We start from the raw sequence: 13253 nt of genomic DNA, 5'->3' as shown, positions 1-13253 counted from the left end.
AAATTGCTACTTTCAATATGTCTTACGCTTTCCAGTAACAGTACTTCTGCGCACGAGCGCTCATATTGGTTCTTAGGGATTGAATAATGAAAAAAGCATTGCTGACCCTTTCTGCACTGGCGTTGTGCATGGCTGCCGGCTCCGCGCTGGCCAAGGAATACAAAGAATTGCGTTTTGGCGTCGACCCTTCCTACGCCCCGTTCGAGTCCAAAGCAGCCGACGGTAGCCTGGTAGGCTTCGACATCGATCTGGGCAATGCGATCTGCGCCGAGTTGAAGGTCAAGTGCAAATGGGTCGAAAGCGATTTCGACGGCATGATTCCGGGCCTCAAGGCCAATAAATTCGACGGTGTGATCTCTTCGATGACCGTCACCCCGGCCCGCGAAAAAGTCATCGACTTCTCCAGCGAGCTGTTCTCCGGTCCTACTGCTTACGTGTTCAAGAAAGGTTCCGGCCTGACCGAAGACGTCGCATCGTTGAAGGGTAAAACCGTCGGTTACGAGCAAGGCACCATTCAGGAAGCCTATGCCAAGGCCGTGCTGGACAAGGCTGGCGTGAAAACCCAGGCCTATCAGAACCAGGATCAGGTGTATTCCGACCTGACTTCCGGCCGTCTCGACGCCGCGATCCAGGACATGCTGCAAGCCGAACTGGGCTTCTTGAAGTCGCCAAAAGGCGCCGATTACGAAGTCAGCAAGCCAGTCGACAGCGAATTGCTGCCTTCCAAAACTGCGATCGGTATCTCGAAAGGTAACAAAGAGCTGAAAGCACTTCTGGATAAAGGTATCAAAGCGTTACACGACGATGGCACCTACGCCACCATTCAGAAGAAACACTTTGGCGATCTGAATCTGTACAGCGGCAAATAATGCCCGGCGCCCATCTCGCGATGGGCGCTTTTTTCACCCGATCAGGTTGCTGATTTATGTTCGAAAACCTATTACAAAGCCTGGGGCTCTCAGCCTTCAGCCTCCAGGGCTTCGGTCCGTTGCTGATGGAAGGCACCTGGATGACCATCAAATTATCGGTGTTGTCGCTGTTGGTAGCCGTGTTGCTCGGCCTGATGGGCGCCAGTGCCAAGCTGTCAAAAGTCAAACTGCTGCGGGTTCCGGCCCAGCTCTACACCACGCTGATTCGCGGGGTGCCGGACCTGGTGCTGATGCTGCTGATCTTCTACAGCCTGCAAACCTGGCTGACTTCGTTTACCGACTTCATGGAATGGGAATACATCGAGATCAACCCGTTCAGCGCCGGGGTCATCACCCTGGGCTTCATTTATGGCGCGTACTTCACCGAAACGTTTCGCGGGGCGATCCTCGCCGTGCCACGAGGCCAGGTCGAAGCCGCCACCGCCTACGGCCTCAAACGCGGCCAGCGTTTTCGTATCGTGGTGTTCCCGCAAATGATGCGCTTCGCGCTGCCGGGCATCGGCAACAACTGGATGGTGATGCTCAAGGCCACCGCGCTGGTTTCGATCATCGGCCTCGCCGACCTGGTCAAGGCCGCGCAGGACGCCGGTAAAAGCACCTATCAACTGTTCTACTTCCTGGTGCTGGCCGCACTGATTTACCTGGTGATCACCAGCGTCTCCAACGTCGTTCTGCGCTGGCTCGAACGCCGCTACGCCGCCGGTTCCAGGGAGGCCGTACGATGATCGAACTCTTGCAGGAATACTGGAAGCCCTTCCTTTACACCGATGGCTACAACATCACCGGCCTGGCCATGACCATGTGGCTGCTCAGCGCGTCGATCTTCATCGGTTTTGTGGTGTCGATCCCGCTGTCCATCGCCAGGGTTTCGCCCAAGATCTACGTCCGCTGGCCGGTGCAGTTTTACGTCTACCTGTTCCGGGGGACGCCGCTGTATATCCAGCTGCTGATTTGCTACACCGGTATCTACAGTCTGGCCGCTGTGCGTGCCCAGCCAGTCCTCGATGCGTTCTTTCGCGATGCGATGAATTGCACGATCCTGGCCTTCGCCCTGAACACCTGCGCCTACACCACGGAGATCTTCGCCGGGGCGATTCGCAGCCTGGCACACGGTGAAGTCGAAGCGGCCAAGGCATACGGTCTGTCAGGCTGGAAGCTCTATGCCTACGTGATCATGCCGTCAGCCCTGCGTCGCTCGTTGCCGTATTACAGCAACGAAGTGATCCTGATGCTGCACTCGACCACCGTGGCGTTCACCGCGACCATCCCGGATGTATTGAAAGTGGCTCGCGATGCGAACTCTGCGACTTTTCTGACGTTCCAGTCGTTCGGCATCGCCGCGCTGATCTACCTGACCGTTACCTTTGCGCTGGTCGGCCTGTTCCGTCTCGCCGAACGCCGATGGCTGGCCTTCCTCGGGCCGACTCACTAGGACAATTCGTACATGCGCCACCAGATTCATGACCTGCTGGCCCCGCTGCCGGGGACCGTGCGACAGATTCACAGTTTCCACTTCGGCCCGCAGGCGGCCAAAGGCAAGATTTACATCCAGTCCTCCCTGCATGCCGACGAATTGCCCGGCATGTTGGTGGCCTGGCACCTCAAGCAACGTCTGGCGGAGCTGGAAGCCGCTGGCCGGCTGCGCAGCGAAATCGTGCTGGTGCCCGTGGCCAACCCGGTCGGCCTGGAACAAGTGTTGATGGACGTTCCACTGGGCCGCTACGAGCTGGAAAGCGGGCAGAATTTCAATCGCTGGTTCGTCGACTTGAGTGAAGAAGTGGGTAACGAGATCGAAGGCCTGCTCGGCGACGATCCGCAACGTAACCTCGAACTGATCCGCAACAGACTGCGCAAGGCTTTGGCGCGGCAGACCGCCGCCACCCAACTGCAATCCCAGCGCCTGACCTTGCAACGGCTGGCCTGCGATGCAGACATGGTGCTGGACCTGCATTGCGATTTCGAAGCCGTGGCGCACCTTTACACCACGCCCGAGGCCTGGCCTCAGGTCGAACCGCTGGCGCGCTACATCGGTTCCGAAGCCAGCCTGCTGGCCACCGACTCGGGTGGTCAATCGTTCGATGAATGCTTCACTCTGCTCTGGTGGCAGTTGAAAGAACGCTTCGGCGAGCATTTCGAGATTCCGCTGGGGAGTTTTTCAGTCACCGTCGAATTGCGCGGCCAGGGCGACGTCAATCACCCGCTGGCCAGCCTCGATTGCCAGGCGCTGATCGATTATCTGATTTACTTCGGTGCGATTGCCGGTGAACCGGCCCCCTTACCGCAACTGCCCTACCCGGCCACGCCGCTGGCCGGTGTCGAACCGGTGGCGACACACGTGGGCGGATTGCTGGTGTTCACTGCCCTGCCTGGGGAATACCTGGAAGCCGGGCAACTGATCGCCGAAGTCATCGACCCGATCAATGATCGCGTCACCCCTGTTCATTGCACCGCCGCCGGGCTGATGTACGCCCGCTCGCTGCGGCGCATGGCCACTGCCGGCATGGTGATCGCCCACGTCGCGGGCACCGAAGCCTATCGCAGCGGCTATCTACTTTCGCCTTGAGGATGCATGCCCCATGTACAAACTGACCATCGAAGGCCTGCATAAAAGCTATGGCGATCATCAGGTGCTCAAAGGCGTTTCGCTCAAGGCCAAAACCGGCGACGTCATCAGCCTGATCGGCGCCAGCGGCTCGGGCAAAAGCACCTTTTTACGCTGCATCAATTTTCTCGAACAACCCAACGACGGCACCATGAGCCTGGACGGCCAGAACATCCGCATGGTCAAGGATCGTCACGGCATCCACGTGGCCGACGCCGATGAATTGCAACGGATCCGCACCCGCCTGGCCATGGTGTTCCAGCACTTCAACCTGTGGAGCCACATGACGGTGCTGGAAAACATCACCATGGCCCCGCGCCGGGTGCTGGGCTGCAGCAAGAAAGAGGCCGAAGACCGTGCCCGACGTTACCTCGACAAGGTTGGCCTGGCGGAACGCGTCGCAGATCAGTACCCGGCGTTTCTTTCGGGTGGCCAGCAACAACGGGTAGCCATTGCCCGCGCACTGGCCATGGAACCGGAAGTCATGCTGTTCGACGAACCGACCTCGGCGCTCGACCCGGAACTGGTGGGCGAAGTGCTCAAAGTGATTCAAGGCCTGGCCGAAGAAGGCCGGACCATGATCATGGTCACCCACGAAATGAGCTTCGCCCGCAAGGTGTCGAGCCAGGTGCTGTTCCTGCACCAGGGCCTGGTGGAGGAAGAAGGTGCGCCGGAAGATGTGCTGGGTAATCCGAAGAGTGAGCGGTTGAAGCAGTTCCTCAGCGGCAACCTCAAGTAACCCACCGTCCTGTAGGAGCGAGGCTTGCCCGCGAAGAACGATAACGCGGTCATCATATAGACCGAGTTGCCTTCATCGCGGGCAAGCCTCGCTCCTACAAAAGCGGATTTCGCTAACAGATATCAGGCGACTGGCGCGGGTGGTGGTTCGTCCGGAATAGTCGGCTCTCCGGGTTCTGTCGGTTGTTCGTTGGGGGTGTCGGGATCAGGCTGGCCGGGGATGCCCCCTGCCATGCTGACAGGCGGATGTGCCAACAAGGACCAGGCCAGCACGCCAACCTGATTGGGCTCAAGCCTTGCCAGTTCGGCACTTATTCGCGGATCGATCTTCATGGAGCACTCCTGAGCGATGGCCCGATCCGCCTTGCGCGAATCGGAGCAGTACACTTCATAGAGTGTACGCCCGCTCAGGAATTCCAACGGTTTGTCAGACGGCTGACTCAGGTACGCGGCAAGGTCACGCCACGCTGGCCCTGGTACTTGCCGCCACGGTCCTTGTAGGAGACTTCGCACTCTTCGTCCGACTCAAGGAACAACATCTGCGCCACGCCTTCGTTCGCGTAGATTTTCGCCGGCAGATTGGTGGTGTTGGAGAACTCCAGGGTCACGTGACCTTCCCACTCAGGCTCGAGCGGCGTGACGTTGACGATGATGCCGCAACGCGCGTAGGTGCTTTTACCCAGGCAAATGGTCAATACGTTACGCGGGATGCGGAAGTATTCGACGGTGCTGGCCAGAGCGAAGGAGTTCGGCGGAATGATGCACACGTCGCTGTGGATGTCGACGAAGCTGCCAGCATCGAAGTTTTTCGGGTCGACGATCGCCGAATTGATGTTGGTAAACACCTTGAAGTGATTGGTGCAACGCACATCGTAGCCGTAGCTGGACACGCCGTAGGAGATCACACGGCTATCGTCGCTGCCGCGCACCTGGCGCTCGACGAAAGGCTCGATCATGCCGTGCTCTTGCGCCATGCGGCGAATCCACTTGTCCGATTTGATGCTCATGGCGGGTGTCCTGAATAGCGAGGTGGAAAAATTCTGTCCGGCATCTTACCGGGCAGGCGCTCCGGGTTCAAAGTCCGGGAGACAATTCTCGACGATCCCCCGTGAATTCCGGGTCTTCACCGCCATTCGATGCACCGTCAGTCATGAAAACAGAGAAACCTTCGCAAGAACCATTGGCACGTTCCGGAAAAAGGGTTAAGGTGGCGCCACTGTGCTGCTTGTGTCACTGAGAATCTCTACACGATATGTTGAATTTCGATCCAACCATCTACAAGAATTTTTCCTGCTCTTTGCACTCAGTCTCGGCCAGGGTTCTTCCTGCGTCGCAGTTATCTTTGTTCAAGGAGTTACACCATGTCTAATCGCCAAACCGGTACCGTTAAGTGGTTCAACGATGAAAAAGGCTTCGGCTTCATCACTCCACAATCCGGTGACGACCTGTTCGTTCACTTCAAAGCTATCCAATCCGACGGCTTCAAAAGCCTGAAAGAAGGCCAACAGGTTTCTTTCATCGCTACCCGCGGTCAGAAAGGCATGCAAGCTGAAGAAGTTCAAGTTATCTAACTTGTAACAGCTTTAGTAAAAAGCCCCGCCCTCAAAAGCGGGGCTTTTTTGTGCCTGTGTGTTTTGTGTTGGCAAAAAAGATCGCAGCCTTCGGCAGCGCCTACATCTGGATCCCTGCAGGAGCTGCCGAAGGCTGCGATCTTTTGATCTTTCAGTGCGTTACCAGGCCACGCCAAACCCCGCCGTGTAGCGAGTCTTGCTCAAGTCAGCATCATCGGTACCGCTGATGATGTCTTTCTCCGCCTTCAGGTTCAGCGACGCCCAATCGGTGACTTTGTAGCGTAGGCCGACCTCGGCATCGAGGGCGTAATCCGCCACGCCCGACAACGGCTTACCCACTTCGCCGTTGGTGAAGAACTCGACCTTCTTGCCGATCAGGTAGCGGTTGTAGTCCCACTTCATGGCCAGGGAATAGAAGCTATCCTTGCCACCATCCCTGTACTCATAATCCGTATGGTTAAGCAGGGACCCAAGGGAGAAGGCTCCCAATTCGTCATCCCAGAACTGATAGCCGGGACCGGTACCGACCACACGCTGACGAGAGAGCTCTTCGACCTTGTCGCGCTTATAGTTCAAACGACCTTGCCAGAACCATTTCTCAGTGAGGAATCGGTCCAGAGAATACTCGGCACGCCAGTTGTCAGTGGTGACGACGTCATCCTGAAATTCACGGTTGTACTCACCTTCCGCCGTATGACGCCACCGACCATGACGCGCAGTGGTCTTGAATCCGACGTCATAATCATCAGTGTCTTTTTCGGCTCGCTGATAATCCAGCGCCATGTCGACATTACCTTTCCACACCAGATCTTCAACCACCGGTTTGGGCTTGAGCATCTGTTGGATGCTGGCCAGCTCCACGGTCTTGGGGCCATCGCCGTTGGCCAGGGTCACCTTGCCGTCCTCTGCCGCGTGCAGCGACTTGGCCTTCTCGCCGGTGTAGGCATCCTGTTTGACCAGCAATTGCTGGTCACTCTCCAGGGTTTTGACCTGTTTCCAGTCGATCGGGATCGCGCCAGCGTATTCGGTCTGAATCAGCAGTTTGCCACCATCGAAGACGGTGATTTTGCCGCTCAATTTGTCACCATTCTTCAACCACACGGTATCGGCGAACAAAGGAGTAGACGCACTGACGACAGCGAGGCACAGCAAGGTTCTGGACAACATAAGCGAATCGAAAGCTCAACTTTGCGAAAAAAAGTCGGCATTATCCGTAGGAATAAGGCCATAGCAAGCACTGACCCGACTATTTCTATTGAGTTCATTTCTCAGCCGGCAATCCAGGATTTACTCTACAGACGGTACTTTTCAGGAACCCCCGACGTGACCGACCCAACCGCTGAAACCGAAAGCGCGGCGCAAATCCGACGCACGGCGCTCTACCTGACCCTGGCGCAAGTGCCTGAGGGTAAAGTGGTGAGTTATGGCCAGCTCGCCGAGCTGGCAGGACTGGGTCGCGCCGCCCGGTGGGTCGGACGAACACTGAGCCAACTGCCCGGCGACACAAAATTACCCTGGCACCGCGTACTGGGTGCCGGCGGTCGGATCAGCCTGCCCGCAGGCAGCCCTTCTGGGGATGAACAACGGGCCCGATTGCGTATGGAAGGCATCAGTGTCCTGAACAATCGTGTTGATATTCAGCGCCATGGCTGGCGCCCGGTAGAGCACAGCGGTTAGAGTGCGCGCTTTGTTTCCGTAATTCTTGAGGCAGACTCCAGCCCATGCCCCGTAAAACCTGGCGCGCCGCGCTCGCCGCCTATGCCAGCCCCTCAACGCTCGTGCTGTTGCTGCTTGGTTTCGCCGCCGGCCTGCCCTACATGCTGGTGTTTTCGACGCTTTCAGTCTGGTTGCGCGAAGCTGGTGTTGCCCGCGAAACCATCGGCTACGCAAGCCTGATCGGCCTGGCCTACGCCTTTAAATGGGTTTGGTCCCCGCTGCTCGACCAATGGCGCCTGCCATTACTCGGCAAGCTCGGTCGACGACGCTCCTGGCTGGTGCTGGCCCAGACACTCGTGATCCTCGGCCTGATCGGCATGGGGTTCTGCGACCCGCAAAAGCACCTGTCCTGGCTGATCGCCATTGCCGTGGTGGTCGCCTTCGCCTCGGCGACGCAAGACATCGCCGTCGACGCTTATCGCCTGGAAATCGCCGACGAAACCCGTCAAGCCGCGCTGGCGGCCAGCTACATGGCCGGTTATCGGGTCGCGGCCCTGCTGGCGACGGCTGGCGCACTGTTCTTCGCCGAAGGCTTCGGCTCCACAGGCTTCAACTACAAGCATGCGGCATGGACCGGCACCTACGTGCTGTTCGGCGTCTTGATGATCCCGGCGCTGCTGACCACCTTGTTCATGCGCGAACCCCCGGTGCCACTGCGCACTCAATTACAGGCCGGACGCTACAGCTTTGTACATCAATTGATGTCAGTGTTCGTGCTGATCGTTCTGCTGGTGTCCGTGCCGGCCATGTTCACCCAGCTCTATAACACTGACTTCGCCAGCGTACTGTTCCAGGGTGTAAGCCTGCTCGACCTGCTGCTCGAAGACCGCGCATTCCTGCGGGCGATCCTCTATATCACGCTGACCGGTCTGTGCTTGTCGGCCATGGGCCGCCGTGGCCTGGCGCCAGTGCTGATGCCGATCAACGACTTCATTCTGCGTTACCGCTGGCAAGCCCTGCTGCTGCTCGGGCTGATTGCCACCTATCGGATGTCCGATACGGTCATGGGCGTAATGGCCAACGTGTTCTATATCGACCAGGGGTTCACCAAGGATCAGATTGCCAGCGTCAGCAAGATTTTCGGCCTGATCATGACGCTGGTCGGCGCCGGTATGGGCGGCCTGCTGATCGTACGCTTCGGCATTCTGCCCATCCTGTTCATCGGTGGCGTTGCATCGGCCGCTACCAACCTGTTGTTCCTGATGCTCACGGACATGGGTGCCAACCTGCAGATGCTGATCGCCACCATCTCGCTGGATAACTTCAGCTCGGGCCTGGCGACTTCGGCATTCGTCGCTTACCTGTCGAGCCTGACCAACCTCAAATTCTCCGCCACCCAGTACGCCCTGCTCAGCTCGATCATGCTCTTGCTGCCCCGCCTGATCGGCGGTTACTCAGGGGTCATGGTGGAGAAATTCGGTTATCACCATTTCTTCCTGATCACCGCCCTGCTGGGCGTTCCGACCCTGCTGTTGATCGCCCTGCACTGGTTTCAGGAAAACCGCCGCGCAGGTCCGACACCGACAACAGAACCGGCTCAGACCCCCGTCGCAGAAGAATCGTAGGCTCTTTACGCAGGACATCGCCGAGGGCGAGCAGATTCTCGCCCTCCTGCCACACAGCCGGCCGCACTCCTGTACGCCAGCAGATCTCGCCCGTACAATGTTCCGTCATTTCTCGTCATCAGCAACCGACAACGGCCAACCATGCGCACCAGTCAATTTTTGCTCGCCACACAGAAAGAAACGCCTTCCGACGCGGTCGTCATCAGCCATCAGCTGATGCTGCGCGCCGGCATGATCCGCAAACTCGCCTCGGGCCTGTATACCTGGCTGCCCATGGGCTTGCGAGTAATGCGCAAGGTCGAAGCCATCGTGCGTGAAGAAATGAACGCCGCCGGCTCTCTCGAAGTGTTGATGCCGAGCACCCAACCGGCTGAGCTGTGGCAGGAATCCGGTCGCTGGGAAGAGTACGGCCCTGAATTGCTGCGCTTCAAGGATCGCCACGGTCGCGACTTCTGCGCCGGCCCGACTCACGAAGAAGTCATCACCGACCTGATGCGCAACGAGTTGAGCAGCTACAAACAGCTGCCAATCAACCTGTACCAGATCCAGACCAAATTCCGTGACGAAATCCGCCCACGCTTCGGTTTGATGCGCGGCCGCGAGTTCATCATGAAGGACGCCTATTCGTTCCATGCTGATCAGCCTTCGCTGCAGATCACCTACGACCGCATGCATCAGGCGTACTGCAACGTGTTCACCCGCCTGGGCCTGAAGTTCCGTCCGGTTGAAGCAGACAACGGCTCGATCGGCGGTGCCGGCTCCCACGAGTTCCACGTGCTGGCCGAATCCGGTGAAGACGATATCGTCTTCAGCAACGGTTCCGACTACGCTGCGAACATCGAAAAGGCCGAAGCCGTACCGCGGGAAACCTCGCGCGCCGCCGCGACCGAAGCGCTGCGTCTGGTCGATACGCCAAACGCCAAGACCATTGCGCAACTGGTCGAAGGCTTCAACCTGCCTATCGAAAAAACCATCAAGACCCTGGTGGTGCACGCAGAAGAGAAAGGCAAGCTGATTGCCCTGATCATCCGTGGCGATCACGAACTGAACGAAATCAAGGCTTCCAACCAGCCTGGCGTTGCCAGCCCGCTGGTCATGGCCTCCGAAGCCGAACTGCGCGACGCCATTGGCGCCGGTGCCGGCTCCCTCGGCCCGTTGAACCTGCCACTGCCGATCATCATTGACCGCTCCGTCGAACTGATGAGCGACTTCGGTATCGGTGCCAACATCGACGACAAGCACTACTTCGGCGTGAACTGGGAACGCGATTTGCCGGTTCCGACCGTTGCCGACCTGCGCAATGTCGTGGCGGGCGATCCGAGCCCTGACGGCAAAGGCACCCTGGAAATCAAGCGCGGCATCGAAGTCGGGCACATCTTCCAGCTGGGCAACAAGTACAGCAAAGCGATGAAGTGCGAAGTGCTGGGCGAGAACGGCAAACCGGTCACCCTGGAAATGGGCTGCTACGGTATTGGCGTGTCCCGCGTGGTGGCCGCGGCCATCGAGCAGAACAATGACGAGAACGGGATTATCTGGAGCGACGCTCTGGCCCCGTTCCAGATTGCTCTGGTACCGCTGCGCTACGAAACCGAACAGGTTCGCGAAGCCACCGACAAGCTCTACGCAGAACTGACTGCCGCCGGCTTCGAAGTGCTGCTGGACGACCGCGACAAGAAAACCAGCCCGGGCATCAAGTTCGCGGACATGGAGCTGATCGGCATTCCTCACCGGATCGTGGTCAGTGACCGTGGCCTCGCCGACGGCAATCTGGAATACAAGAGCCGCACAGAGGCCGAGGCGCAAGCGCTGCCGGTCGCTGATGTGTTGTCTTTCCTCCAGGCCCGTATCCGCCGCTGACACCAGATAGAGACGTCATGTTCAAGCGAAACACCTTAGGCCTCGGTGGCGCCGCCCTGTGCGGCGCCCTGCTGGTCAGCGGCTGTGCCAATCAGATGTCACAACGCAGCGAGCACGAGGAACGGGTCGAGCGCAAATTGCTCGATCACAGCCTGCAGATCGATGTCGGTGAGCCCAAGGTGCTTGAGCTGCCGCAACGCCGGGTGAAAATCCACGAGCAGAAGACCTTCGAAGTCACCGAGTTCGAAGTCACGCGCCACTATGATCGCTACACACCTTACCAACCCTGGCGGGAGGTCTATGAGATCCCGCTGGGCGCGGTGGCCGTGGTGGCCGGTGTCGGCGCGAACGTGGTCAACGTGTTCACCCTCGGCAATCTGCCGGACAGCGTGACGAAGGACTGGCTCAGCTATGGTTTCGCCGGGCTCAACCCGTTCATGAACGCGCAGTCTCATGGTCGTGCGCAACAGAACCTGGCGGGCATCGACGAAGTCCAGCGCGACAAGCGCACGGAATACTCGAGCCTGCCGTGGAGCGAGCGCCCGGTGCAGGTCAAGGCCGGCAAAAATACGTTCGAACTGAGCACCGACCGCAATGGCGTGCTGCGCCTGAATTTGCTGGACAGCCCGTTCGCCGAACATGACCTCAATCATCTGGGCAAGCTGCAGATCAGCGTCGAGGATAACAAGGACGATGTGCATACCGACTCGTCCCTGGCGATCAGCAACACCTTGCGCGGCAAGCTGCTCGAAGCTCACGGGCTGATTTACGACGATCTCGAAGATGACGAAGTGAGCCAGTGGGTGCACCGGGTCAAACGTCTGTCGGAACTGGGTCTGGAAGAAGAAGCCAGCGAACTGGAACAGAGCCTGATCGAACTGACCCGCAACGATCCCGAGTTGCAAACCGAATTCCTCAAGTCGCTGACCAAGGATGCCGGGCGACTGGTGGCGGATCCGGGGCCGAATTAAAGCCAAAAGCTTCGCGGGCAAGCCTCGCTCCTACAGTTTTCCGTCATGCGCGAAATTCGCAACCGGCATGAATCTGTAGGAGCGAGGCTTGCCCGCGAAGGCGTCATTACATTCACCACCGCACCAAAACCCTGCCCCTACCGCTCAAACAACTCCATCTGCTCAAACCCGCCCCGCAAATCCTCCAGCCTCACCCCAATCCCCAACAACCGCACCGGTTTCCCGCCGCGATTGAAGGCCTGGGTCAGCAGCAACTGATAACTCCCCAGATCCCGCCCTGCCCCGGCCTGCTCCAGCGTGGTCTGGGTAAAATCATGAAATTTCACTTTGACGAACGGCTTGCCCGGACGATAGCTGCTGTCGATCCGTGCTACGCGGCCATTCAGGGACTCTAGCAACTCCGGCAATTTATCCAGACAACTCACCAGATCCGGCAGGTCCACGTCGTAAGTGTTTTCGACGCTGATCGACTGCCGGCGACTGTCGTTGTGCACCAACCGCTCATCAATCCCACGAGCCAGGCTCCAGAGTCGCTCGCCGAAACTGCCGAATTCGCGCACCAGCGCCAATTTGCTCCACTCACGCAATTGCGAGCAATCCACGATGCCGAGCTTGCTCAGTTTGTCGGCGGTCACTTTGCCAACGCCGTGCAGTTTGCTCACCGGCAAACCACTGACAAAGTCTTCCACCTGATCCGGGGTGATCACGAACAAGCCGTTGGGTTTCTTCCAGTCACTGGCGATCTTGGCGAGAAACTTGTTCGGCGCCACGCCGGCCGACACGGTGATGTGCAACTGGTTGGACACGCGGCGGCGAATGTCCTGGGCGATTCGCGTGGCGCTGCCACCAAAATGCGCACTGTCCGACACGTCGAGGTAGGCCTCATCCAGGGAAAGCGGCTCGATCAGGTCGGTGTAATCGCGAAAGATCGTATGAATTTCCTTCGAAGCTTCTCTATAGGCCTCCATGCGCGGCTTGACGATGGTAAGGTCCGGGCACAGTTTCAAGGCATGTCCGGAAGACATGGCCGAGCGTACGCCATAAGCCCGTGCTTCATAGTTACAGGTGGCAATCACCCCCCGCCGATCCGCCGAGCCGCCCACCGCCAAAGGCTTACCGGCCAGGCGCGGATCGTCACGCATCTCGATGGCGGCGTAGAAACAGTCACAATCGACGTGGATGATTTTTCGCTGCGTCATATAAAAGCGCTGTTCATGGCAAAGAAATGAAGTATTGGCGAGCCGGACGGGCAGTATCTCACCGACACCTGTATATAGCACCAGTAGTCTGAATGTTCTTTTCTA

The 13253-nt window shown here is 58.5% G+C and carries 14 protein-coding genes; 10 read left to right on the top strand and 4 right to left on the bottom strand.

Annotated elements, in window-relative coordinates:
- The first annotated feature begins 86 nt into the window (after positions 1 to 86).
- Genes ACA044_RS06060 through ACA044_RS06040 form a run of 5 tightly spaced genes read left to right on the top strand, consistent with a single transcriptional unit; the run spans position 87 to position 4270 of the window.
- Positions 87 to 869: a transporter substrate-binding domain-containing protein gene (locus ACA044_RS06060; RefSeq protein WP_497445558.1), complete on the top strand. Its 783-nt coding sequence runs from the start codon at positions 87 to 89 to the stop codon at positions 867 to 869.
- A gap of 56 nt (positions 870 to 925) precedes the next feature.
- Complete coding sequence (locus ACA044_RS06055; protein ID WP_497445557.1) at positions 926 to 1654, top strand: ABC transporter permease; 729 nt, start codon at positions 926 to 928, stop codon at positions 1652 to 1654.
- Positions 1651 to 2361 carry an ABC transporter permease gene (locus tag ACA044_RS06050; RefSeq protein WP_497445556.1) on the top strand — a complete coding sequence of 237 codons (711 nt, stop codon included), beginning with the start codon at positions 1651 to 1653 and terminating at the stop codon, positions 2359 to 2361. The genes ACA044_RS06055 and ACA044_RS06050 overlap by 4 nt, the downstream gene beginning before the upstream one ends.
- A 12-nt stretch (positions 2362 to 2373) precedes the next feature.
- Complete coding sequence (locus tag ACA044_RS06045; protein ID WP_497445555.1) at positions 2374 to 3492, top strand: succinylglutamate desuccinylase/aspartoacylase family protein; 1119 nt, start codon at positions 2374 to 2376, stop codon at positions 3490 to 3492.
- A 13-nt stretch (positions 3493 to 3505) separates the two neighbouring features.
- Positions 3506 to 4270, top strand: coding sequence for an ABC transporter ATP-binding protein (locus ACA044_RS06040; protein WP_497445554.1), 765 nt, complete (start codon positions 3506 to 3508; stop codon positions 4268 to 4270).
- Positions 4271 to 4392: 122 nt separating this feature from the next.
- On the opposite strand, the gene ACA044_RS06035 is transcribed toward ACA044_RS06040, so the two are convergent.
- Together ACA044_RS06035 and dcd are read right to left on the bottom strand one after the other, a co-directional pair.
- Entirely contained in the window at positions 4393 to 4602 is a 210-nt protein-coding gene (locus ACA044_RS06035) for a hypothetical protein (RefSeq protein ID WP_497445553.1), read from the bottom strand.
- A gap of 107 nt (positions 4603 to 4709) precedes the next feature.
- Positions 4710 to 5276, bottom strand: coding sequence for a dCTP deaminase (gene dcd, locus ACA044_RS06030; protein ID WP_007904652.1), 567 nt, complete (start codon positions 5274 to 5276; stop codon positions 4710 to 4712).
- Positions 5277 to 5630: 354 nt separating this feature from the next.
- Between dcd and ACA044_RS06025 the strand changes: the two genes are divergently transcribed.
- Positions 5631 to 5840, top strand: a complete 210-nt coding sequence (locus tag ACA044_RS06025; RefSeq protein ID WP_002554837.1) for a cold-shock protein — start codon at positions 5631 to 5633, stop codon at positions 5838 to 5840.
- 159 nt (positions 5841 to 5999) lie between these two features.
- On the opposite strand, the gene ACA044_RS06020 is transcribed toward ACA044_RS06025, so the two are convergent.
- A complete protein-coding gene (locus ACA044_RS06020; protein ID WP_497445552.1) occupies positions 6000 to 7007 on the bottom strand; it encodes a DUF481 domain-containing protein in 1008 nt (335 codons plus the stop codon).
- Between the two features lie 156 nt (positions 7008 to 7163).
- Between ACA044_RS06020 and ACA044_RS06015 the strand changes: the two genes are divergently transcribed.
- The 4 genes from ACA044_RS06015 to ACA044_RS06000 all read left to right on the top strand — a co-directional run bounded on the left by ACA044_RS06015 (position 7164) and on the right by ACA044_RS06000 (position 11949).
- Complete coding sequence (locus tag ACA044_RS06015; RefSeq protein WP_497445551.1) at positions 7164 to 7517, top strand: MGMT family protein; 354 nt, start codon at positions 7164 to 7166, stop codon at positions 7515 to 7517.
- Between the two features lie 44 nt (positions 7518 to 7561).
- Positions 7562 to 9121, top strand: a complete 1560-nt coding sequence (locus ACA044_RS06010; RefSeq protein WP_497445550.1) for an AmpG family muropeptide MFS transporter — start codon at positions 7562 to 7564, stop codon at positions 9119 to 9121.
- Between the two features lie 141 nt (positions 9122 to 9262).
- Positions 9263 to 10978 (top strand): proline--tRNA ligase, encoded by a 1716-nt coding sequence (locus tag ACA044_RS06005; protein WP_497445549.1) that lies wholly within the window; start codon positions 9263 to 9265, stop codon positions 10976 to 10978.
- A gap of 17 nt (positions 10979 to 10995) precedes the next feature.
- Positions 10996 to 11949: a hypothetical protein gene (locus tag ACA044_RS06000; protein WP_497445548.1), complete on the top strand. Its 954-nt coding sequence runs from the start codon at positions 10996 to 10998 to the stop codon at positions 11947 to 11949.
- Between the two features lie 137 nt (positions 11950 to 12086).
- Here the strand turns inward: ACA044_RS06000 and dinB are convergent, their stop codons facing one another.
- Entirely contained in the window at positions 12087 to 13148 is a 1062-nt protein-coding gene (gene dinB, locus ACA044_RS05995) for a DNA polymerase IV (RefSeq protein WP_497445547.1), read from the bottom strand.
- Positions 13149 to 13253 lie beyond the last annotated feature (105 nt).

It is taken from the genome of Pseudomonas sp. LBUM1673 (assembly GCF_059695645.1).
This window is presented reverse-complemented; position numbering and strand designations above follow the sequence as displayed.

What these genes read in the sequence shown, in the direction of transcription:
- ACA044_RS06005 (WP_497445549.1), top strand. Translation starts at nt 9,263, where the DNA reads ATGCGCACCAGTCAATTTTTGCTCGCCACACAGAAAGAAACGCCTTCC.
- ACA044_RS06055 (WP_497445557.1), top strand. Translation starts at nt 926, where the DNA reads ATGTTCGAAAACCTATTACAAAGCCTGGGGCTCTCAGCCTTCAGCCTC.
- ACA044_RS06020 (WP_497445552.1), bottom strand. Translation starts at nt 7,007, where the DNA reads ATGTTGTCCAGAACCTTGCTGTGCCTCGCTGTCGTCAGTGCGTCTACT.
- dcd (WP_007904652.1), bottom strand. Translation starts at nt 5,276, where the DNA reads ATGAGCATCAAATCGGACAAGTGGATTCGCCGCATGGCGCAAGAGCAC.
- ACA044_RS06035 (WP_497445553.1), bottom strand. Translation starts at nt 4,602, where the DNA reads ATGAAGATCGATCCGCGAATAAGTGCCGAACTGGCAAGGCTTGAGCCC.
- dinB (WP_497445547.1), bottom strand. Translation starts at nt 13,148, where the DNA reads ATGACGCAGCGAAAAATCATCCACGTCGATTGTGACTGTTTCTACGCC.
- ACA044_RS06045 (WP_497445555.1), top strand. Translation starts at nt 2,374, where the DNA reads ATGCGCCACCAGATTCATGACCTGCTGGCCCCGCTGCCGGGGACCGTG.
- ACA044_RS06060 (WP_497445558.1), top strand. Translation starts at nt 87, where the DNA reads ATGAAAAAAGCATTGCTGACCCTTTCTGCACTGGCGTTGTGCATGGCT.
- ACA044_RS06000 (WP_497445548.1), top strand. Translation starts at nt 10,996, where the DNA reads ATGTTCAAGCGAAACACCTTAGGCCTCGGTGGCGCCGCCCTGTGCGGC.
- ACA044_RS06025 (WP_002554837.1), top strand. Translation starts at nt 5,631, where the DNA reads ATGTCTAATCGCCAAACCGGTACCGTTAAGTGGTTCAACGATGAAAAA.
- ACA044_RS06040 (WP_497445554.1), top strand. Translation starts at nt 3,506, where the DNA reads ATGTACAAACTGACCATCGAAGGCCTGCATAAAAGCTATGGCGATCAT.
- ACA044_RS06010 (WP_497445550.1), top strand. Translation starts at nt 7,562, where the DNA reads ATGCCCCGTAAAACCTGGCGCGCCGCGCTCGCCGCCTATGCCAGCCCC.
- ACA044_RS06050 (WP_497445556.1), top strand. Translation starts at nt 1,651, where the DNA reads ATGATCGAACTCTTGCAGGAATACTGGAAGCCCTTCCTTTACACCGAT.